The 21,496-nt window shown below is 72.6% G+C and carries 19 protein-coding genes; 9 read left to right on the top strand and 10 right to left on the bottom strand.

Annotation, left to right across the window (positions count from 1 at the left end; all coding sequences use genetic code 11):
- The first annotated feature begins 27 nt into the window (after positions 1-27).
- Positions 28-621, top strand: coding sequence for a helix-turn-helix domain-containing protein (locus CXY01_RS14900; protein ID WP_146928385.1), 594 nt, complete (start codon positions 28-30; stop codon positions 619-621).
- 36 nt (positions 622-657) lie between these two features.
- Here the strand turns inward: CXY01_RS14900 and CXY01_RS14895 are convergent, their stop codons facing one another.
- The 6 genes from CXY01_RS14895 to CXY01_RS14870 form a co-directional block, all read right to left on the bottom strand.
- Positions 658-1,764 carry an ABC transporter ATP-binding protein gene (locus tag CXY01_RS14895; RefSeq protein WP_146928383.1) on the bottom strand — a complete coding sequence of 369 codons (1,107 nt, stop codon included), beginning with the start codon at positions 1,762-1,764 and terminating at the stop codon, positions 658-660.
- Positions 1,761-2,753 carry an ABC transporter permease gene (locus CXY01_RS14890; RefSeq protein ID WP_146928381.1) on the bottom strand — a complete coding sequence of 331 codons (993 nt, stop codon included), beginning with the start codon at positions 2,751-2,753 and terminating at the stop codon, positions 1,761-1,763. Before CXY01_RS14890 ends, CXY01_RS14895 begins: the two co-directional genes overlap by 4 nt.
- Before the next feature lies 1 nt (position 2,754).
- Positions 2,755-3,732, bottom strand: a complete 978-nt coding sequence (locus tag CXY01_RS14885) for an ABC transporter permease (protein ID WP_146928379.1) — start codon at positions 3,730-3,732, stop codon at positions 2,755-2,757.
- A complete protein-coding gene (locus tag CXY01_RS14880) occupies positions 3,729-4,802 on the bottom strand; it encodes an ABC transporter ATP-binding protein (RefSeq protein WP_146928377.1) in 1,074 nt (357 codons plus the stop codon). Before CXY01_RS14880 ends, CXY01_RS14885 begins: the two co-directional genes overlap by 4 nt.
- A gap of 79 nt (positions 4,803-4,881) precedes the next feature.
- Positions 4,882-6,570, bottom strand: a complete 1,689-nt coding sequence (locus tag CXY01_RS14875; RefSeq protein WP_146928375.1) for an ABC transporter substrate-binding protein — start codon at positions 6,568-6,570, stop codon at positions 4,882-4,884.
- Positions 6,571-6,665: 95 nt separating this feature from the next.
- Positions 6,666-9,176: a beta-d-glucosidase gene (locus tag CXY01_RS14870; RefSeq protein WP_146928373.1), complete on the bottom strand. Its 2,511-nt coding sequence runs from the start codon at positions 9,174-9,176 to the stop codon at positions 6,666-6,668.
- 154 nt (positions 9,177-9,330) lie between these two features.
- Between CXY01_RS14870 and CXY01_RS14865 the strand changes: the two genes are divergently transcribed.
- The 4 genes from CXY01_RS14865 (at position 9,331) to CXY01_RS14850 (ending at position 12,748) form a co-directional block, all read left to right on the top strand.
- The gene (locus CXY01_RS14865) at positions 9,331-9,984 is read left to right on the top strand and encodes a TetR/AcrR family transcriptional regulator (RefSeq protein ID WP_146928371.1); all 654 of its coding nucleotides are present in this window, start codon (positions 9,331-9,333) and stop codon (positions 9,982-9,984) included.
- A gap of 65 nt (positions 9,985-10,049) precedes the next feature.
- The gene (locus tag CXY01_RS14860) at positions 10,050-10,787 is read left to right on the top strand and encodes a response regulator transcription factor (protein WP_146928369.1); all 738 of its coding nucleotides are present in this window, start codon (positions 10,050-10,052) and stop codon (positions 10,785-10,787) included.
- A gap of 4 nt (positions 10,788-10,791) precedes the next feature.
- Complete coding sequence (locus CXY01_RS14855) at positions 10,792-12,279, top strand: sensor histidine kinase (protein WP_146928367.1); 1,488 nt, start codon at positions 10,792-10,794, stop codon at positions 12,277-12,279.
- An 88-nt stretch (positions 12,280-12,367) separates the two neighbouring features.
- The gene (locus tag CXY01_RS14850) at positions 12,368-12,748 is read left to right on the top strand and encodes a VOC family protein (protein ID WP_146928365.1); all 381 of its coding nucleotides are present in this window, start codon (positions 12,368-12,370) and stop codon (positions 12,746-12,748) included.
- Positions 12,749-12,788: 40 nt separating this feature from the next.
- Here CXY01_RS14850 and CXY01_RS20900 read toward each other — a convergent pair whose 3' ends face one another.
- From CXY01_RS20900 to CXY01_RS14830, 4 genes are all read right to left on the bottom strand, one after another.
- A complete protein-coding gene (locus CXY01_RS20900) occupies positions 12,789-13,604 on the bottom strand; it encodes a hypothetical protein (protein ID WP_186813417.1) in 816 nt (271 codons plus the stop codon).
- A 67-nt stretch (positions 13,605-13,671) separates the two neighbouring features.
- Positions 13,672-15,288: an ABC transporter permease gene (locus CXY01_RS14840; protein ID WP_146928363.1), complete on the bottom strand. Its 1,617-nt coding sequence runs from the start codon at positions 15,286-15,288 to the stop codon at positions 13,672-13,674.
- Complete coding sequence (locus CXY01_RS14835; RefSeq protein WP_146928361.1) at positions 15,285-16,211, bottom strand: ABC transporter ATP-binding protein; 927 nt, start codon at positions 16,209-16,211, stop codon at positions 15,285-15,287. Before CXY01_RS14835 ends, CXY01_RS14840 begins: the two co-directional genes overlap by 4 nt.
- Positions 16,208-16,864, bottom strand: coding sequence for a TetR/AcrR family transcriptional regulator (locus CXY01_RS14830; protein WP_146928359.1), 657 nt, complete (start codon positions 16,862-16,864; stop codon positions 16,208-16,210). The genes CXY01_RS14835 and CXY01_RS14830 overlap by 4 nt, the downstream gene beginning before the upstream one ends.
- Positions 16,865-16,932: 68 nt before the next feature.
- Between CXY01_RS14830 and radA the strand changes: the two genes are divergently transcribed.
- The 4 genes from radA (at position 16,933) to disA (ending at position 21,245) form a co-directional block, all read left to right on the top strand.
- On the top strand, positions 16,933-18,354 hold the full coding sequence (gene radA / locus CXY01_RS14825) for a DNA repair protein RadA (RefSeq protein WP_146928356.1): 1,422 nt from the start codon (positions 16,933-16,935) through the stop codon (positions 18,352-18,354).
- Positions 18,355-18,569: 215 nt separating this feature from the next.
- Positions 18,570-18,794: a hypothetical protein gene (locus CXY01_RS14820; protein WP_146928354.1), complete on the top strand. Its 225-nt coding sequence runs from the start codon at positions 18,570-18,572 to the stop codon at positions 18,792-18,794.
- 68 nt (positions 18,795-18,862) lie between these two features.
- Positions 18,863-19,924 (top strand): LacI family DNA-binding transcriptional regulator, encoded by a 1,062-nt coding sequence (locus CXY01_RS14815; RefSeq protein WP_146928352.1) that lies wholly within the window; start codon positions 18,863-18,865, stop codon positions 19,922-19,924.
- 91 nt (positions 19,925-20,015) lie between these two features.
- Complete coding sequence (gene disA, locus CXY01_RS14810) at positions 20,016-21,245, top strand: DNA integrity scanning diadenylate cyclase DisA (protein WP_246125386.1); 1,230 nt, start codon at positions 20,016-20,018, stop codon at positions 21,243-21,245.
- Positions 21,246-21,496 lie beyond the last annotated feature (251 nt).

Below are 21,496 nucleotides of genomic sequence, written 5' to 3'. Positions count from 1 at the left end.
CATTGCCGAAGTGGCAAACTGACGGGCATGGACGACATCGACCAGATGATGCGCACGGTCGGCCCCCGCCTCCGGGCCGTCCGCCAGCAGCGCGACCTGACGCTCGCCCAGGCGTCCGACGCGACCGGCATCTCCGTCAGCACGCTGTCGCGCCTGGAGTCTGGCACAAGACGGCCGCAGCTCGAGCTCCTGGTCCCGCTGGCCGCGCTGTACCGGGTGCCGCTGGACGAGCTCGTCGGCGCCCCCGCCACCGGCGACCCGCGCATCCACCCCCGTCCCGTCGTCGAGCACGGCATGACCGTCATCCCGCTGTCCCGCCGCAGCGGCGGCATGGTCGTCTACAAGCTCGTCCTCGCGCCGGGCGGCCCGCACCCCGACCCGGAGCTCAACTCGCACGAGGGCTACGAGTGGCTCTACGTCATCGACGGCCACCTGCGCCTGGTGCTCGGCGAGCACGACCTCGTCCTCCCGCCCGGCGAGGCCGCCGAGTTCGACACCCGCGTCCCGCACTGGTTCGGCAACGAGACGGCCCAGCCCGTCGAGCTGCTCAGCATCTTCGGCACGCAGGGCGCCCGCGTGCACGTCCGCGCGCGGCCGAAGGGCCGCCCCGCCCCTCGCTAGCAGCCCTGTGGAGAGGAGCGAGGGGCGGGGCGGGGATCAGCGGACCGACAGCTCCACGGGGACGGGCTGCGGCTCGAAGCCGGCGGCGGCGACGGCTGCGGGGTCGTGCCGCAGGCAGGCGACCGAGCGGCGGGGGTCGTCGCCCTCGACGGCGGGCGCGACGAGCTCCGGGGTGATGGCCGAGCACGCGTCGAACACGAACGCGCACCGGTCCCGGTAGGGGCAGCCGCTGGGCAGGTTCGACAGGTCCGGCGGGGAGCCGGGGATGCCGGTGAGCTCGCGACGGGGACCGCGCAGCGGCGGGAAGGAGTGCAGCAGCGCGTCGGAGTACGGGTGCCGGGGGCGGCGGTACATGTCCTGGGCCGAGGCGTCCTCGACGATCTCGCCGGCGTACATGATCGCGATGCGGTCGGCGATCTCGATCAGCAGCGAGACGTCGTGCGTGATGAAGATGACGGAGAACCCGAGGCGGTCGCGCAGCTCGGCGATCTGCTCCACGATCTGCCGCTGCATGACCACGTCGAGGGCCGTGGTCGGCTCGTCCATGATCAGCACCTGCGGGTCGAGCGCGAGCGCCATCGCGATCATCACGCGCTGCCGCATACCGCCCGAGAGCTGGTGCGGGTAGTCGCGCAGCCGGTCCGCGGAGATGCCGACCAGCTCGAGCATGCCCGCGGCACGCTCCAGGGCCTCCTTCTTGGTCACGCCCGGCAGGTGGGCCCGGATCGCGTCGGCGATCTGCCGGCCGATCCGGTACACCGGGTTGAGGGAGTTCATCGCGCCCTGGAACACGATCGCGAGGTCCTGCCAGCGGGTGGCCCGCAGGTCGGCGTCGCTGAGCGTGAGGATGTCGGTCTGCTGGCCGCCGCGGTCGGTGAAGATGACCTCGCCGCCGGTGATGAGACCAGGTGGGGGCAGCAGCCGGGTGGCGGCGTACGCGAGCGTCGACTTGCCGCAGCCGGACTCGCCGGCCAGGCCGAGCACCTCGCCGCGGTTCAGGGTCAGCGAGACCTGGCGCAGCACGTGCGTCGGGTCCTCGTCGTACCCGTAGTCGACGGAGAGGTTCTTGATCTCCAGGACGGGGTCGGTGGCGGCGGCGTTCGCCCGGAACGCGCGCTGGGTGCTGACGGCGCTGTTGCTCATGCGCGATCCTCCTTGGCCTCGTAGACCACCGGCGTGAAACCGATGCGGGGACGGATCTTGCGCTTGCGCATCGACCGGGCGTTGATGCCGACCGACCGCAGGCGCGGGTTGACGAACTCGTCGATCCCGAAGTTGATCAGCGTCAGCGCCATGCCGAGCAGCGCGATGAGCAGACCGGCCGGGACGAACCACCACCACGCGCCGCGCTGCAGGGCCAGCTGCGCCTGCGCCCAGTACAGGACGGTCCCCCAGTTCCACTCGTTGGTGGGTGTGATGCCGACGAACGACAGCGTGATCTGGGACAGCACGGCGAACCCGACGGTGCCGACGAAGCCCGCGGCGATGATGGCCGTGAGGTTGGGCAGGATCTCCGCGGAGATGATCCGCCAGGTGCTCTCGCCGTTGGCGCGCGCGGCCTCGACGAAGTCACGTTTCCTGAGGGAGAGCGTCTGCGCACGGAGCACCCGTGCACCCCACGCCCAGCCGGTGAACGCGATGACGAGGGCCACGGTGAGCCCCCCGGCCGACGGCAGCTGCCCGGCGATGATGATGATGAGCGGCAGCTGCGGGATCACGAGGAACACGTTGGACAGCGCCGAGAGCGACTCGTCGCCGACCCCGCCGATGTAGCCCGCGGTGACGCCGACGATCACGCCGATCACCGTGGCGACCGTCCCGGCCACGAACCCGACCACCAGCACGCTGCGCGTGCCGAGGATCAGCTGGCTCATCACGTCCTGGCCCTGGTGGGTGGTGCCCATCAGGTGCTGCCACGACGGTGACTGCAGGATGGCCGACGACCGCTCGTTCGGGTCGTACGGCGCGATCCACGGGCCGATGATCGCGATGAGGAAGAAGAACCCGAGGATCACGAGGCCGGTCAGGGCCTTCGCGTTGCGCATGAAGAGGAACCGGCGCTTGCCCTTGCGGGGCGTCGTCGCGTCCGGCGCGATCTCCAGGTCCTCGAAGAACGCGGCTTCGACAGTCATGTCAGCCCTCCTGACGCGTGCGGGGGTCGAGCACGCCGTAGGCGACGTCGGCCGCCATGTTGGCGAGCAGCACGGCGAACGTGATCACGAGGAAGCACCCCTGCATGAGGGGGTAGTCCTTCGCGTTCACCGCGCTGAAGAGGTAGTAGCCGATGCCCTGGTAGGAGAAGACGATCTCCATGACCAGGGTGCCGCCGACGATGAAGCCGAGGGACAGCGCGAAGCTGGACACCTGCGGCAGGATCGCGTTCCGGGCGGCGTAGCCCATCATCACGGTCCGCTCCTTGAGGCCCTTGGCCTGCGCGACGGTCACGTAGTCCTCGGAGGACACGGTGACCATCATGTTGCGCATCCCGAGCATCCAGCCCGCGATCGACGACACGACGATCGTCATGGCCGGCAGGAACCCGTAGTAGATGACGGACCCGATGAACTCCCACGACAGCGTGGGCACCATGCTGCGGTCGTAGCTGCCGCTCGCGGGGAACCAGCCGAGCGTCACCGAGAACAGCGAGATGGCGATGAGGGCGAGCCAGAAGTACGGCACCGCGGAGAAGAACGTGGACAGGGGCAGCAGCCCGTCCATCCAGGTCCCGCGGCGCCAGCCGATCCCGGTGCCGACGAGGGTGCCGATGGTGAAGCTGATGATCGTGGCCACACCGACGAGGCCGATGGTCCACGGCAGCGCCTGCTGGATGACGTCGGCCACGGGCGCCATGTAGGTGAACGACGTGCCCAGGTCGCCCTGCAGCAGGAGCTTCCAGTACGCGACGTACTGGTCCCACAACGACATGTTCTCGTCCAGCCCGAACAGCGCCCGCAGCGCCTCGGCGGCGTCGGGGCTGATCCGGCCCTGGTTCTTGGCGATCAGGGCGCTCACGGGGTCGCCCGGCATGATCCGCGGGATGAAGAAGTTGATGGTGATCGCCGCCCAGGCGGTGATCGCGTAGAAGACGATGCGCCGCGTGAAGAACCTCATCGGTCCGCCTCCAGCGCCGAGACGTCCACGGCCGGCCGCTCGCCGTACGCGTCCAGCACCGAGCCCAGCGACGGGCGGTCCTCGCGGTCGGCGTACCCCCAGCAGGCGGCCTCCCGGCCCTCGCCCACGGCGATCAGCGGCGGCACCTCCGTGCGGCACACGTCGTTGGCGAACGGGCAGCGCGGGTTGAACCGGCACCCGTCGGGCGGGGCCACCAGGCTCGGCGCCTCGCCGCGGGCGCCCCGGGCGCGGGACTCCAGGTCGTCCGGGTCGGGCGCGGAGCGGACCAGCAGCTGCGTGTACGGGTGCTTGGGGTCCTGCGTGACCGACTCGGAGTCGCCTGACTCGACGATCCGGCCGGCGTACATGACCATCGTCCGGTCGGCGAAGTAGCGGGCCGACGCGATGTCGTGCGTGATGTAGAGGATCGCGAGCTGCAGGCGGTCGCGCAGGTCGCGCAGCAGGTTGAGGATGCCCAGGCGGATCGACACGTCGAGCATCGAGATCGGCTCGTCGGCGAGCAGCACCTCGGGGTCGGCCGCGAGCGCACGCGCGATCGCGACGCGCTGACGCTGCCCACCGGACAGCTCGTGCGGGAACTTGTCGATGTACCGGGCGGCCGGGCGCAGCTGGACTCGGTCGAGCAGCTCGTCCAGGGCGGCCTCGAGCTCGACGCCGCGCAGGCGCCCGCGGTGGATCTTCAGGCTGCGCGTGAGGGTGTACCGCACGGTGTGCACGGGGTTCAGCGACCCGAACGGGTCCTGGAAGATCATCTGGACCTTGCGCACGTACTGGTGGAACGCGCGCCGGTTCTTCGCCGTGGCGTCCTGCCCGTGCAGCAGGATCTGCCCGTCCGTGACGGGCATGAGCTGGGCCAGCAGCCGGGCGATCGTGGACTTGCCGGAGCCCGACTCCCCCACCAGCGCGACGACGCGGCCGCGGTACAGCTCGAGGGTGACGTCGTCCACGGCGTGCACGACCTTGCGGGACCGGGTGCCGCGCACCGGGAAGTGCTTGCGGAGGTCGATCGCCTGCAGGACGGGGGCATCTTCTTCGTGCGGGGGGCTCATCGGTTCACCTTGGGGTCGTGTGTGCGGGCCGGGCACGGGGTGCGGCGGGCGGAGGCGCCCGCCCGCCGCACCCCTCGTCTCAGTCCTCCGTCGGAACCAGCTTCGACAGGATGAGCGCGGCCTGCGGACCCGTCGGCTGCGGGTTCGCGTACGGGTCCTCGTCGGTCGGGAAGCCCGTGTAGTTCACCGTCGAGTACTGCGCGACGGCGGGACGGGACCAGATGACCAGGCCGGGGACGTCCTCGACGAACGCCTTCTGGACGACGTCCAGGGCGGCCGAGCGGGCGTTGTCGTCGGTGCCGGCCTTGAAGTCGGCCAGCGCCGCGGTGACCGCGTCGTTCTTGTAGCGGCCGAAGTTCCACGTCGCCGACTCACCGAGCGGCACGTAGGACGCGCCGTCCATGATGTTGGAGTACATGTTCCACGGCGTGCTGCCCCCGTCGGTCCAGTGCAGCGTCGCCTGGAAGTTGCCGAACGGGATGATGTCGTTGAACCAGGTGTCCTGGACGACGCCCTCGACGGTCGCCTCCGCACCGAGCTCCTTGGCGCCCTCGGCGATGATGCCGAGCGCGTCCAGGTAGTCGGTCCAGCCCGTCGGGTTCTGCAGCGTGAAGGTGACCTTCTCGCCGTCCGGGTCGACCAGCGCGTCGCCGTCCCAGGTGTACCCGGCCTCGGTGAGGACCTCCTTGGCACCGGCGACGTCGACCGTCAGCTCCTGGTCGGCGAACTCGTCCGAGATGAACGCGTCGCCCGAGGGCTGCGGCAGGCCGGTGACGCTCTTGATCTGCGGCCACACGCCGTAGCCGGCGGTCGCGGAGATATCCGAGCGGTCCACGACCATGTTCAGCGCCTTGCGGAACGCGACGTTGTCGAACGGCTTCGTCTCGTTGTTCAGGTAGAGCACGTCGACGCCGAACCCGCCGCCGGCGACCTGGTGGAAGTGCTCCGGGTCCTTGGCGATGAACGTGTTCTCGAAGTCGGGGATGAACGTCCAGCCCCACTGCGCCTCACCGGTGGTGAGCGCGGTGGTGAGGCCCGCGTTGTCGTTGAACGTGTCGTACCGCAGCGTGCCGACCTTCGGGGTCTCGCCCCAGTAGTCGGTGTTCGGCTCGAGGGTCACGGCCTGCGGCGTGAACGACTTGAGCTTGAACGGACCGGTGCCGATCATCTCGTCGTCGGTCCACGTCACCGGGTCCTCGTTCTCCCACAGGTGCTTGGGCACGATGAGGAGCTTGAGCAGCTTGTCGCGGTTCACGTACTGCCCCGACTCGAAGTTCACCGTGACCGTGTTGCCGTCGACCGTGATGTCGCCGTACTGGTCGGGGAAGTCGGTGTTCAGCTCCTTGTTGTCCTTGCGGAGCTGGATCGAGAACGCGATGTCCTCGGCGGTGAAGTCGGTGCCGTCGGACCACTTCACACCCTCACGGGCCGTGATGACGGCCTGCGTGGAGTCCGGGTTCCACTCGACGGACTCCGCCAGCCACGGGGTCGGGGGGTCCGTCGGCTTGAGCTCGTTGACCTGCATGAGCGACTCGTAGACGGCGAACGCGTACCCGAGCGAGAGCGACGCGGAGCCGGTCGCGAGCGGGTTCTGGTTCGGCTGCTGCGGGCCGTTCGGCATGCCGATCGTCAGGATCTTGTCCGACGCGCCACCGGTACCGCCGGTGGAGTCGTCGTCGGCGCCGCTGCCGCCGCCGGAGCAGGCGGTGGCGAGCAGCGCGAGGGTGGCCGCCGTAGCGACGACCGTCGAGAGCTTGCGGATTCTCACGAGTGCCTCCTTGCACTGATGCGGAAACTGCGGGTCGAACGGTCGGACGGGACTGCGGATCCCGCCCGACCGGGCTTGCGTGGGCTTGCGTGGGCTTACGCGGGCTGTGCCGACGTGGGGCTGAGCACGGTGACGTCGACGCTGAGGCGTAGGTCGCTCGAGGAGCGGCCGACGCGGATCGGGTAGGTACCGGCCGGGGTGACCCAGCCGGGTAGTGCGCTGTCCCAGGTCTGGAACGCGCGCGCGTCCACCCGGACCTGGACATCTGCGTGCTCGCCGGCGGTGGCGTGCACGACGGCGAACCCGCCGAGCCAGCGCACGGGACGGGACTCGTCCGGAGCGGGCGGCTCGACGTAGACCTGGACCACCTCGCGCCCGTCGCGGGCACCGGTGTTGCGGACCCGGACGTCCAGCAGGACGGACCCGTCCGCCTGGACGGCGTGGGACACCGATGCGTACTCCCACGTCGTCCAGCCCAGACCGTGCCCGAACGGCGCCGCCGGGGTGCGGTCGAGCCGCAGCCAGGAGCGGTACCCGACGTGGACGCCCTCGCGGTACTCGACGACGCCGTCGACGGGCACCGCGTCGGGCACGGGCACGTCGGTCTCGTGCGCGGGGAGCGTCCAGGGCAGGCGGCCCGTCGGCTCGGTGACCCCGGTGAGCACGTCCGCGAGCGCGTCGGGCCACTCCTGGCCGCCGAGCCACGCCCACAGGACGCACGGCACCTCGTCGAGCCACGGCAGCAGCACGGGTGCACCGGCGTTGACGACGACGATCGTGCGCGGGTTGGCCGCCAGCGCGGCCTTGACCAGCTGGTCCTGCGTGCCGGGCAGCGCGAGGCTCGTGCGGTCGTACCCCTCGGACTCGATCTCCTCGTTGGTGCCGACGACCACGATCGCGAGGTCGGCCGCGGCGGCGGCGTCGACCGCGACCGCGAGCAGCTCGTCCGGGGAGGTGCCGGGGACGCGGTGCACCAGCTCGGCGCGCGCGAAGCTGGCGTAACCGACGGGGTGGACGGCCTGGACCAGCGCGTCGACCTCGACGGTGGTCGGCTCGGTCACCTCGATGACGAGCGTCGCCGGGACGGGCTGGTTGACGCTGGAGTCGAGGATGACCTCGGCGCCGACCACGTGCTCGCTGGTGGACAGCACCCGCCCGCCGACCGTGATGCGGTGCCTGCCGACCGTCCCGACGCCGACCTCGTGCCGGCCGGGCTCGTCGAGCCGGACGGTGGTGCGCAGACGCAGCGCGGCCGCGGTGCCGGGCACCTCGCGGAGCCAGCCGTGCCACTCGGTGACGTCGGAGCCGGACAGCACGGTCCCGTCGGCGGCGAGCAGCTCCGCGAGCGCTCCGGTGTGGCCGTCGGGGGTGGTGCAGCGACCGGACAGGTCGAGCGCGGGCGGCAGCAGGCGGGACACCGCTCCGGGGTGCACGTCGACCTCGACCTCCCCGAACGCCTCGCGGAGCGCGGCCTCCGGCGTCGTCGCGTGGTCCGGCCGGACGTACGCGGAGCCGCCGCCCTGCACGAACGGGTGGACCGCGTTGGGGCCCAGCAGGGCGATCCGGGTGACGTCGTCGGGCCCGACGGGCAGGGCGTGCTCGTCGTCGCGGAGCACCACCATCGAGCGGGAGACCAGCCGGCGCAGGACCTCGCGCACGTCGACGTCGGCCACGCGGTCGCGCTCGGCGCCTGCGGGGTCGACCCCGTCGAGGGCGCCGACGCGCTGCGCCAGCCGGAGGAGCCGGAGCACCTTGGCGTCGAGCAGCTCCTCGCTGACGGCGCCGGACCGGACGGCGTCGAGGAGCCCGTCGCCCCAGGGTCCGTCGGGTCCGGGCATCTGCAGGTCGAGACCGCCCTCGGCGGCCGGGGCGACGGAGGTGGTGGCCACCCAGTCGCTCATGACGACGCCGTCGAAGCCCCACTCCTCCTTGAGCACACCGGTGAGCAGCGGGCGGTGCTCGGCGGCGGTCGCGGCAGTGGTGCCGTCGTCGATGCCGGAGTACGCGCTCATGACCGACCAGGCCTGCGCCTCGTGCACCAGCTGCTCGAACGGCGCCAGGTACACCTCGCGCAGCGTCCGCTCGTCGACCCGCGCGAGGTAGGAGGTGCGCTGGGTCTCGGAGTCGTTGGCGACGAAGTGCTTGACGCACATGCCGACGCCGCGGTCCTGCGCGGAGCGCACGACGTGCACCGCGATGGCGCCGGTGAGCAGCGGGTCCTCGGAGTAGCACTCGAAGTGCCGTCCCCCGACGGGCGTGCGCTGCAGGTTCACCTGCGGGGCGAGCACGACGTCGACGCCGTGGCGGCGGGCCTCGGCGGCGAACACGTGACCCACCTCGTCGGCGAGGTCGACGTCCCACGTGGCGGCGAGCGCGCTGGGGGCGGGGAACGAGGCGGAGGTCTCGTCGGCGGAGTCGGAGACGCCGCGGACCCCGGCGGGGCCGTCGGAGACCTGCATGGCGCGCAGCCCGATGTGCGGGATGGCGGTGGTGGACCACAGGCCGGCGCCGACGACCAGGCGCACCTTGTCCTCGACGCTCAGGGCGGCGAGGAGGTGGGTGAGCGGACGGTCAGCCGTGGCAGTCGTGGGCGTGTCGAGGGACACCGTGCGTTCTCCGATCAGACGTCGTCGTCTTCTGCGGCGAATCTACGCACAACTTACTGACGTGTCAGTAAGTTCTTAGATCACAGTATGGTCTCGGTCGTGGAGCGACTTACTGACTTGTCAGTAACTACCGTCTTCACAGTATGGTTCGGTCATGGACGACGCCGTTCCCCCCGCCGCAGCGCCGCAGCGCCGCGCACGGCAGCCCCGCCGGGCCACCACCGAGCGGCGCGCGGAGATCCTGCGGGCCGCCGCCCACACGTTCGGGTCCAAGGGGTACAAGAACGGCTCCCTCGCCGAGGTCGCGGACCAGGTGGGCATCACCCACGCGGGCGTCCTGCACCACTTCGGCTCCAAGGAGGCCCTGCTCGTCGAGGTGCTGGAGTACCGCGACAAGGAGGACGTCCGGGACCTCGAGGGCCAGCACATCCCCGACGGCATCGAGCTGTTCCAGCACCTCGTGCGCACCGCCCGGATGAACGTCGACCGGCGCGGCATCGTGCAGGGGTACACCGTGCTCACCGGCGAGTCCGTCACCGAGGACCACCCCGCGCGCGACTGGGTGACCAACCGGTTCACGATCCTGCGCGGCGAGATCACCGCGGCGATCGTCGAGGTCGGCGGCGGGGACGTCCCCCAGGACGTGGCCGAGTGCGCCGCGAGCGCCATCATCGGCGTCATGGACGGCCTGCAGGTCCAGTGGCTGCTCGATGACGGCGTCGACCTGCCGGCCGCCACGCAGTTCGCCATCGAGGCGATCCTCACGGCGGCGCTCCTGGGCACCGGACGCCCGCACCCGCTGACCTGAGGGCACTCAGCACTTTCACAGGTTCGCTCCAGGCACACGTCAGGTAGCCACCCGAGGCTGAGACCATGACAACGACCGCCACCCGTCGCCCGGAGGTTCTGTCCCGCGCCGACGGCTCCCCTGTCCGCGCGCTGGTGGTCGACGACGAGCCGACCCTCGCCGAGCTGCTGTCCACCGCCCTGCGCTACGAGGGCTGGCAGGTGGACCACGCGCTGAGCGGCCACGCCGCCGTGCGCGCCGCCAAAGCCCTGGACCCCGACGTCATCGTGCTCGACGTCATGCTCCCCGACCTGTCCGGCATCGACGTGCTCCGCCGCGTCCGCGCCACGCACCCCAACGTGCCCGTGCTGTTCCTGACCGCCAAGGACGCGGTCGAGGACCGGATCGCCGGCCTGACCGCCGGTGGCGACGACTACGTGACCAAGCCGTTCAGCCTCGAGGAGGTCGTCGCCCGGCTGCGCGCCCTGCTGCGCCGGACCGGTGCCGTGTCCTCGCGCGAGGAGGCCGTGCTCGTCGTGGGCGACCTCACGATGGACGAGGACAGCCACGAGGTGACCCGCGACGGTCAGGACATCCGCCTCACCGCCACCGAGTTCGAGCTGCTGCGGTACTTCATGCGCAACCCGAAGCGCGTGCTGTCCAAGGCGCAGATCCTGGACCGCGTCTGGCAGTACGACTTCGGCGGCCAGGCCAACATCGTCGAGCTCTACGTGTCCTACCTGCGGCGCAAGATCGACAAGGGCCGCACCCCGATGCTGCACACCCTGCGCGGTGTCGGGTACGTGCTCAAGCCTGCAGCATGACCTCATGGGCACACGACCGCGCTGGACGATGCGCCGGCGGCTCGTCGTCATGGTCGTCGCCCTCGTCGCCGTCGTCGCGACCGTCATGGGCACCGTCTCCACGCTCGCGCTGCAGCGCTCGCTGACCGACCAGCTCGACGAGAAGCTCACCGCCGCGCACCGTCGCACCGTCGACGGGCCGGAGCTCTCCCGCGCGAGCGACCCCGGCGAGATGACCGATATGCCGCAGGACGGCCCGTACCGGCCCGGCAAGGACGCCGGCACGGTCGTCGTCGAGCTGCCGGACGGGGTGGACCCGACCGGCCTCACGGTCGACCAGGCCTACTACATCGGCGACGACGGCACCGCCGTGGCGCTGGACGACGACCAGGTCGTGGACTTGCTGGCGGTCCCGGTCGACGACCGCCCCGTCACCGTCGCGGTGAGCGGCCTCGGCAGGATGCGCGCGATCGCCGGCGCCACCCCCGTCGGCACCACCGTCACCGCCCTGCCCACCACCTCCGTGACCAGCACCGTCACCGCATTCGTCGCCGTCGAGGTGGTCGTCGCGGCGCTCGCGCTGCTGGTCGCCGCCGCCGCCGGGATCGTCCTCGTGCGCCGCGAGCTGCGGCCGCTCGACCGCGTCGTCGGGACCGCCAACCGGGTCTCCCGGCTCCCGCTCGACCGCGGCGAGGTGGTGCTCGCCGACCGGGTGCCCGCACGCGACACGGACCCCGCCACCGAGGTCGGACAGGTGGGTGCCGCCCTGAACAGGCTCCTCGGGCACGTCGAGCAGGCGCTCGGGGCCCGGCACGAGTCCGAGTCGCAGGTGCGCCGGTTCGTCGCCGACGCCAGCCACGAGCTGCGCACGCCGCTGGCCTCCATCCGCGGGTACGCCGAGCTGGTCCGCCGCTCCCCCGACGACCTGCCCGCCAGCGCCCTGCAGGCCATGTCCCGCGTCGAGTCCGAGTCGCAGCGGATGACGGCGCTGCTCGAGGACATGCTGCTGCTCGCGCGCCTCGACGCCGGCCGGCCGCTCGCGTCCGAGCCCGTCGACCTGTCCCTGCTCGCCGTCGACGCCGTCACCGACGCGCACGCCGCCGGCCCCGACCACGACTGGCGGCTCGACCTCGCCGCGCCCGACGACGACGGTTCCGAGGACGCGCTCGTCGTGGGCGACGACCACCGCCTGCGGCAGGTGCTGGCCAACCTCCTGTCGAACGCCCGGCTGCACACCCCCGCCGGCACCGCCGTCACCGTCCGCGTCCGCCGTGCCGGCGACCAGGTCGTCCTGCAGGTCGCCGATGACGGCCCCGGCATCCCGCCCGCGCTGCGCGAGAGCCTGTTCCAGCGGTTCACCCGCGGCGACCCCTCGCGCAACAGCGCCACCGGGTCCACCGGCCTGGGCCTGGCGATCGTGCACGCCGTCGTCACCGCGCACGGCGGCACCATCACGGTGACCAGCGGACCCGGCACCACGTTCACGGTCACCCTGCCCGCCGCACCCGGGTGACCGGCCCGGCGCTCCTGCGGTCGCGCGGGGGTGGGGCGTGCGGGAGCCTGGAGCGGCGACGTGCCGACGATGACTCCGAGGAGTGGTGATGGCGGATCTCACGAGAGCGTTCAGCGGGTTCTCGACCGACGACGTGCCGGCGGCGAGAGCGTTCTACGCCGACGTGCTCGGGCTCGACGTCTCCGAGGAGAACGGGATGCTCTTCCTGCGGTTCGAGAGCGGGCACGAGGTGCTCGTCTACCCGAAGGGCCCCGCGCACCAGCCCGCCGGCTACACGGTGCTGAACTTCCCCGTCGAGGACGTGCCCGGCACCGTCGCGGAGCTGCGCGAGCGCGGCGTGGTGTTCGAGAAGTACGCGGGCACGCCCACCGAGACCGACGACGACTTCGTGTTCCGCGGTGGCGGCCCGCTGATCGCCTGGTTCACGGACCCGGGTGGCAACGTCCTGTCGGTCATCGAGGCCAGCTGAAGGCTGCTGCGACGAGCCTTCGTCGCAGCAGCCTCGGCCGTCAGAGCGGGAACGCGCTGTAGACGTCGGCGATGTCCTCGACGGGGGCGGTCACCTGGAAGATCGTGGTCCCGTTGGTCCACACCGCGACGCCCGTCCCGTCACCGGCGTCCGCCATCGAGAAGGTGCCGGCGACCGTGCCGTCGGCGGTCACGACCTCGCCGCTCTGCGGCAGGGCCGGACCCTCGGACGAGGCCGACGGCGCCGGCGTGGTGGCCACCGGCAGGGCGGCCATGAGCGTCGCGGCGACCGCGTTGGTCTCCTCGGGGGTCTCCCACTGGCCGGACCGGACCGTCACGGTGCCCGCGCCGCCGTCGGTGTAGGTCTCGGTGTAGGCCTCGACCGCACCGGCGGCCTGCCACTCGGTGTCGACGGCCGACGTCGCCAGCGCGTACTGCAGCACGCTCGTCGGCAGGGCGACGGCGAAGGCGGTGGTCGCGGGCCGGGCGACCGGCTCGACGGTCGGCGTCGGGGACGGCAGCAGGATCGTCGACGCAGCGGCCGGAGACCCGTCCGCGGTGTCGTCGCCGGAGCGGCTGACCAGGATGCCGATGACGATCGCTGCGATCACGAGCACGACGACGCCGATGATCGCGGGGACCAGCCACCGCGGCCGCTCGGAGGTGGGCGGCGCGGGGGCGGCCTCGGCCGAGGCGTTCTCCCGGACGGACGCGCGGGTCGGGCTCGACGGTGCGGCCGGCTCGGAGGCCGGGATCGACGCCGTCGGCGGCGTCGGCTGGGCCACCTGCCAGTTCGAGATCGGCGGCGTCGGCGGGCCGGCCGGTCGTTCGGGGCCGGGACGGCCGGTGTCGCTCATCGGGGCTCCCCCTTGCATCACGTCGCCCGAACCCTCGCCGGACGCCCCGCAGCCTACCGACGGAATGTCAGCCGATGACGTCACGTCGCCGGAACGCGGCGAGCCCCGCCCCGACCAGCGCGACGGCGACCACACAGAGCACCAGCACCGGAGGCCAGTCCATGGGCTCGGCGGGCAGCTGCGGCGTGTAGGTGAAGGGCGACAGCACGTCGGACCCGTCGGGGAGCAGGCCGCCGAAGAGCCCGACCACACCGACGTACGTGACGTACGCCCAGACCACGCCGAACGCGCGCGGAGCAGCTCCCATGACGACGACCGCGACCCCGAGCACGCAAGCGATGGCGGGGACCGTCACCATCGACGCGCCGACCAGCTCCGGCACGTGGCCGTCGCCACCCAGCGACGCGTTCGCGGTCAGGCCCATCACGAGGCCGGTGAGCAGCATGATCGCGACGACGGCCGCGCCCCCGACGCCGACCTGCGAGCCCAGCCAGCGGGTGCGGGAGACCGGCGCGGACAGCGCCAGCGCCCCGCGCGTGGCCACCTCCTCGGACCGGGCCGCGGCGACCGCCGTGGACGCGTACGCCGCCGCCATCACCGCGAGGAAAACGGTGTAGAGCGCGAAGGCGGAGGCGATCACCCCGTTCGAGCCCGTGGGGAACATCTGCGCCAGCTGGGGCTCGTCGTCGACGTAGTCCACGAGCTCCCCGGCCAGCAGCCCGATGAGGGCGCCGCTGACGACGATGCCGAACCCCCACGCCCCGATGGCGCCCAGCTGCCGGCGCAGCGTCAGGGCGACCAGCCCGGTCAGGCGTCGCGACGCGCGCGGCCGGCCCAGCCGCTCGGCCAGCAGACCGGTGCCCTGGTCGCGACGACCGACGAGCCAGAACGCGACCGCCACCAGGACGGCGGCGACCACGACGCCGATCCCGAGCGGCCAGAACCGCTCGTCGACGTACGCCCGCGTCGCCTGCGCCCACCCGAACGGCGAGAGCCACGTGAGCACGCTCGTGCTCTCGGGCCCACGGACGTCCCCGACCGCGCGCAGCAGGAACGCGACGCCGAGCACGGCCATGGCCAGCGAGCTCGCCGTCCTGCCGTGGGCGGTGAGCTGCGACGTGACGGCCGAGACGCCGGCGAACACGAGGCCCACCATCACGACCCCACCGACGAGCGCCGCGGACCCGACCGGGTCGAGCTCGGTGGTCAGCAGGGCGAGGAACGTCAGCGCGCCGACCGCGAGCGTCGCCACCACCGCCGCGGTCAGCCCGGCGACCACGGGCGCGTCCCGGCCGACGGGCGCGGACCGCACGAGCTCGAGCCGGCCGTCCTCCTCGGCGGCACGCAGGTGCCGGGTCACCGTGAGCAGCGCCATGATCCCGACCGGGACCATGATCCACAGGCCCAGCTCGTTCGCCGTCATCGCGCCGACGGTGTAGTCGTCGAGGCCGTATCCCGGGCCGGCCAGGGCGGTGGCCGCCGGCGAGGAGATCAGCTGGGCGCGGCCGGCGCGGGACTCGGGCGTCGAGTACAGCTCGGCGATCGCGGAGACCGACACCTGCGTGAGGCCGGCGACCGCCACCGCCCACACCAACGTCCGCCACCGGTCGAGGCGCAGCGCGACCCGCACGAGCCCCCGGGTGCCGGCGAGCTCCGACGAGCCCGTGTCGACGACGGTGCTCACCGTGACTCCTCGTGCAGCCCCAGGGTCGCCAGCTCCTCGCTGTACTCCCGGAGGAACAGGTCCTCCAGGGTGGGCGGGTGGGCGGTGAGCGACCGGACGCCGAACGCGGTCAGCCGCGCGAGCACGTCGTTGAGGAAGGCGGTGTCGACATCGACGGTCAGGTGGCCGTCGTCCCGCTGCACGTGGTGCACCCCCTCGAGGCCCGTCAGCGCGCGCTCGGCGTCGTCGGCCTCCCGCAGCCCCGCCGTGACCGTGGTCCTGGTCAGGCTGCGCAGCTCCTCCAGCGACCCGCTCTGCACGGCGCGGCCCTGCCGGATGATCGTCACGCGCCGGCACAGCGCCTCCACCTCGGCCAGGATGTGGCTGGACAGCAGCACGGTCCGCCCGTCGGCCGCCGCCTCCTGCACCACCTGCTGGAACACCGCCTCCATGAGGGGGTCCAGCCCGCTGGTCGGCTCGTCCATGAGCAGCAGGTCGACGTCCGCCGCGAGCGCCGCGACGAGCGCGACCTTCTGCCGGTTGCCCTTCGAGTACGCGCGGCCCTTGATGCGGGGGTCCAGCTCGAACCGCTCGATCAGCGCGTCGCGCCGCGCGGGGTCGAGCCCGCCGCGGAGCCGCCCGAGCACGTCGATCGCCTCGCCGCCCGACAGGTTGGGCCACAGGTTGACCTCGCCCGGCACGTACGCGAGCCGGCGGTGCAGGGCGACGGCGTCGCGCCACGGGTCGCCGCCCAGCAGCTCCACCTCGCCGGCGTCGGCACGCAGCAGCCCCAGGAGCACACGGATGGTGGTCGACTTGCCCGCGCCGTTGGGTCCGAGGAAGCCGTGCACCTCCCCGGTGCGGACGGTGAGGTCGAACCCGTCGAGCGCGCGCTTGGCGCCGAACGACTTGACGAGTCCGCTGACCGCGATGGCGTCGGTCATGGCTTCTCCTTGTCCTGCCGGAAGTGCTGATAGGCGTCGAGGTACCTGCTGTCGGTGAGCAGGCCGTACGTGTAGAGCTCCAGGCCGGCGAGCATGGACCGCTCGTACAGCTGGACGATCGCCTCGGCGGGCGACTCGGTGGGGGCGACCCCGTGGCCGGCGGCGGCGTCGAGCTGCGCCATGACGAGGAGCCCCACCTGGGTGGCGACGACCTGGCGGGCGCGGCCTGCCGGGTCCGCCGAGGGCCGCACGGTGCCGGCCTCCTCGCCGGCCTGCAGGTAGGCAGACGCGTCGTCGACGAGCCCGTCGACGAAGTGCCCGGCCAGCGCTCCCCCGTCCAGCAGGCTGCGCACGAGGTACGCGAACAGCGGCGCGTACTCCTGCACGGTGGCCAGCATCCCGATCGTCTCCGCGGGTGAGGCGTGGGCGATGGCGTTCGACTTCTGCTCGCGGATGACGGTCAGGACGTGCTGGTCGCACTCCGCGCGCAGCGCGTCCTTGGAGCCGAAGTGGTGGATGACGAGCGCGGCGCTGACCCCGGCGTCCTCGGCGATCGCGCGCACCGGCGCCCGGAACCCGTCCCGCCCGAAGCGGGCGACGGCGGCGTCCCGGATGCGGGCCCGCGCGGTGAGATCCTCTGAACGCACGTTCATAACACTAAACGTGCGTTCAGCCGTGGCGCAAGAGGGTCGTGTCGGAGGCTGCGGCTAGCGTGCGGCGCGTGACCTCGACCTCGTCCAAGCGGCCCGACCGCAGCGCCCGCCCCGCCTTCCGCTGCACCGAGTGCGGGTGGACGGCAGGCAAGTGGGTCGGCCGCTGCGGCGAGTGCCAGGCGTGGGGCTCCGTCGTGGAGGACACCGGCCCCGGCGGTGGAGCCCCGCGCACGGTCGCCACGAACCCGGCGCGCTCGCCTGCCCGCCCGATCGACCAGATCGACGTCGAGACCGCGCGATCCCGGCCCACGGGCGTCGACGAGCTGGACCGGGTCCTCGGCGGCGGGCTCGTGCCCGGCGCGGTCGTGCTGCTCGCCGGCGAGCCCGGAGTCGGCAAGTCGACACTGCTGCTCGACGTCGCGGCGCGCGCAGCCCGCACCGGCCGCAAGGTCCTCTACGTGACGGGCGAGGAGTCCGCCGCCCAGGTCCGCCTGCGAGCCGGGCGCATCCACGCCCTCGACCCACAGCTGCTGCTCACCGCCGAGACCGACCTGGGCACGGTGCTCGGCCACATCGAGCACGTCGACCCGGACCTGCTCGTCCTCGACTCGATCCAGACCATCGCCTCCGCCCAGGTGGAGGGCACCGCCGGGGGCGTCTCCCAGGTGCGGGAGGTGGCCACCGCGGTGATCCAGGCCGCCAAGTCCCGGGACCTGCCCGTCGTCCTGATCGGGCACGTCACCAAGGACGGCTCGGTGGCCGGGCCCCGCACGCTCGAGCACCTCGTGGACGTCGTCTGCCAGTTCGAGGGCGAGCGCCACTCGCGCCTGCGGATGCTGCGCGCCACCAAGAACCGCTACGGCCCCACCGACGAGGTCGGCTGCTTCGACCTGTCGGAGTCCGGGATCGTCGGCCTGCCCGACCCGAGCGGCCTCTTCATCTCCCAGGCGATGCACGCCGTCCCAGGCACCTGCCTGACGGTGACCCTCGAGGGCCGGCGACCGCTGGTGGTCGAGGTCCAGTCGCTCGTCGCGCCCAGCGCTGTGCCCAACCCGAGGCGCACCACGAGCGGCGTCGACAGCAGCCGGCTCGCCATGGTGCTCGCGGTGCTCCAGCGCCGGCTCGGTGCGCGCCTGGCGGACCAGGACGTCTACGTGTCCACCATCGGCGGCGCCCGCGTCGTCGAGCCGGGCGCAGACCTGGCGCTGGCCCTGGCCGCGGTGAGCTCGCGCGAGAACGTGCCGCTGCCGCGCGGGCTGGTCGCCATCGGCGAGGTCGGGCTCGCCGGGGAGATCAGGACCGTGTCCGGCGTGGGTCGCCGGCTCGCGGAGGCGGCTCGGCTCGGGTTCACGCGCGCGATCGTGCCCGCGGGCGCCCTGGACGGCGCGACCCCGCCCGCGGGGCTGACCGTGCTGACCGCCGCGGACCTCGGAGAGGCCGTCACCGCGGCCGGGCTCGTCCCCGAGCTGGCTGCCGCCGCCCAGCGCTGACCGACCGACCCGCCTGCGCGCGGGCTGTCCATCGCCGACGCTCGACGTGCGCGACCACGTCGCCGTCCCCGCGACCGTGCCGCCCGGAGCCGACGACGCCACGTGCCGTCGAGCCGACGACAACTGACCTCGGATATCTCTTGACCGGTACAGAACGCAGGGTTACTTTAGCGGTACAGAAGAACGACCAGCCGATAGGAGAGACCCTGATGTCGATGGACACCCCGCAGTTCGGGTTGCTCTTCGGAGCGACCGTCGCGCAGCACGAGGCCGAGAGCGCCCGCCCCTGGGCGCCCGAGGTCGAGGAGGCGGCACCGCGGCAGCGCACGCGTCGCACGCACGCCCCCCGCGCCCGACGCACGCTCGCCGGAGCACTGCACCACCTGGCCGACGCGGTCGCCCCCGCGAACGGCTGCGAGGTCGGCCACCCGGCGCGATGACGACCAGCACTCCGGGACTCGTCCCGGCGACCTACCCTGTCCCGCATGGAGCGGAACAGGGTGGCGTCATGTCCCGGGTGACGCTGCAGACGATCGCGGACCGCGTCGGGGTCAGCCGCATGACGGTGTCCAACGCGTTCTCCCGCCCGGACCAGCTCTCCGCGCAGATGCGACGCACGATCCTCGCCGCCGCGGCAGAGCTCGGGTACGTCGGTCCCGACCCGTCGGCGCGGGCGCTCGCCCGCGGGACCACGGGAGCGGTGGGCGTGCTGCTCACCGAGTCGGTCGGCACGGCGTTCCTCGACCCCATGGCGGCCGCGTTCTTCGGCGCGGTCGCCGAGGAGCTGGCCCCCACCGGCATGGCCGTCGTGCTGCTGCCGTCGACGGGGTCCGAGGGCACGATCCCTGCCCGCGACATCCCGATGGACGGCGCCCTGGTGTACGGGTGCGCCGGTGACTACCCGGCGGTCGACTGGCTGGTGAAGCGCAAGCTGCCGCTGGTGTTCATCGACGGCGAGCCGCAGGCCGACGCGTCCAGCGTGCACCTCGACGAGCGCCACGGGTCCCGGCTGGGCGCCCAGCACCTGCTCGACCTCGGTCACCGGCGGATCGGCATCTTCACCATGAACCCGACCGCGACGCCCGGCTGGGCACCGGACGCCGGCCTCGCCACGTCGAACTTCGTCGCGCGGGAGCGCCAGGCCGGCTGGGTCGAGACCCTCGCGGACGCCGGGGTGACGCCCGTCGTCATGCAGGTCCGCGACAACGCGGAGCCGGACGTCTCGCACGGCGCGCGGGCCCTGGTGGCGGACCCGGACCGCCCGACCGCGGTGCTGTGCTTCTCCGACCTCATGGCCGCCGCGCTGGTCCACGCCGCCGAGGACGCCGGGCTGCGCGTGCCGGAGGACCTCTCCGTCGTCGGGTTCGACGACTCCCCCCTGTCCCGGCGGCTGCGCCCCGCGCTGACCACGGTGCACCAGGACTTCGACGCCAAGGGCAAGGCGGCCGCCCGCGCGCTCACCTCGGCGATCACGCGCTCGCGCAGCGGGGCACCGCCCGTGGCCGAGCAGCACCGCATCCTCGTCGACCTCGTGGTCCGGGACAGCACCGCACCCCCGCCGCCCGCGTGAGCACCGGCGAACGAGCGAACCCGTCGTGCTGAACGGGTCCGGCATGCGGGTCGCGGCCGCCGACGTGGGTCCTCGTCGTTACCATGCATCCGTGCCCCACTCGCACGCTCCCGACGACCTCCTGAGGTCGACCCTTGCCGCCGTCGCGCCCGGCGGCGAGCTTCGTGACGGCCTGGAGCGGATCCTGCGGGGCCGGACGGGCGCGCTGATCGTCCTCGGGTTCGACCAGACCGTCGAGAGCATCTGCTCCGGTGGCTTCGTCCTCGACGTGGAGTTCTCCGCCACCCGCCTGCGTGAGCTGGCCAAGATGGACGGCGCCGTCGTGGTCGACGCGGGCATCTCCCGCATCCTGCGCGCCGCCGTGCAGCTCCTGCCCGACGTGACCATCGAGACGTCCGAGTCCGGCACCCGCCACCGCACCGCGGAGCGCGTCGCCAAGCAGACCGGCCTGCCCGTCGTCTCGGTGTCCGCCTCCATGCGGATCATCGCGCTGTACGTCGGCGGTCAGCGGCACGTCATCGAGGACTCGACCACCATCCTGTCCCGCGCCAACCAGGCCCTGGCCACCCTCGAGCGGTACAAGTCGCGTCTCGACGAGGTCAGCGGCACGCTGTCCGCGCTCGAGATCGAGGACCTGGTCACGGTCCGCGACGTGTCGGCCGTGGTGCAGCGCCTCGAGATGGTCCGCCGCATCTCCGAGGAGATCGAGGGCTACGTCGTCGAGCTGGGCACCGACGGCCGCCTGCTCACCCTGCAGCTGGACGAGCTGGTGGGCGGCATCGGCTCCGACCGGGCGCTGATCATCCGCGACTACGTCGACACCAGCCGCCGCGAGGTCGACTCGGTGCTCGACGAGCTGGCCGAGCTCGACTCGACCGAGCTCCTCGACAACGCCCGGATCGCCAGCGTGCTCGGCCTGCCCGGGGGCGGCGACGCGCTCGACGCGGCCGCGGGACCCCGCGGCTACCGGCTGCTGTCCAAGGTCCCGCGCCTGCCGGGTGCGATCGTCGACCGCCTGGTCGCGCACTTCGGCGGCCTGCAGAAGCTCCTCGCGGCCGGCATCGAGGACCTCATGGCCGTCGACGGCGTCGGCGAGCAGCGCGCCCGAGCCGTGCGCGAGGGCCTGTCCCGGCTCGCGGAGTCGAGCATCCTCGATGCGGTACGTCTAGGTCACTCGAGGCCGAAGACGGCTGCGGGTGCACTGACGCCCGCGACGACGAGCTGCGCGGAGTACGTGCCGGCGCCCGGGGCGGGCAGGTCCGGCGGGCAGCCTGCCGCGGACCGGACCCGGTTCCACGCGAACGGCGTCGTGTCCGCCTGACCGCCGGCGAGCAGGAGGGTGCGCGTCTCGGTGCCGGGCACGATGCAGTCGCGGTTGGACCACACCCGGTCGGAGCCGGACGTGATGACGATCTCGCGCTGCGCCTCTCCGGCGTCCACGAGGCACGCGTCGGTACCGGTGTTGGTGATCGAGACGGTGAACGTCGCGCTCACGCCAGGCGCGAACGTGGTGGCATCCGGTGTCATGGCGACGGCGACCGTGCCGGGGTCGCAGGTCATGTCGCTGGGCTC

It is taken from the genome of Cellulomonas xylanilytica (assembly GCF_007989805.1).
GTDB classification, from domain to species: Bacteria; Actinomycetota; Actinomycetes; order Actinomycetales; family Cellulomonadaceae; genus Cellulomonas; species Cellulomonas xylanilytica.
The sequence above is the reverse complement of the archived record's forward strand: the minus strand, read 5'-3'. Positions and strand labels throughout refer to the sequence as shown.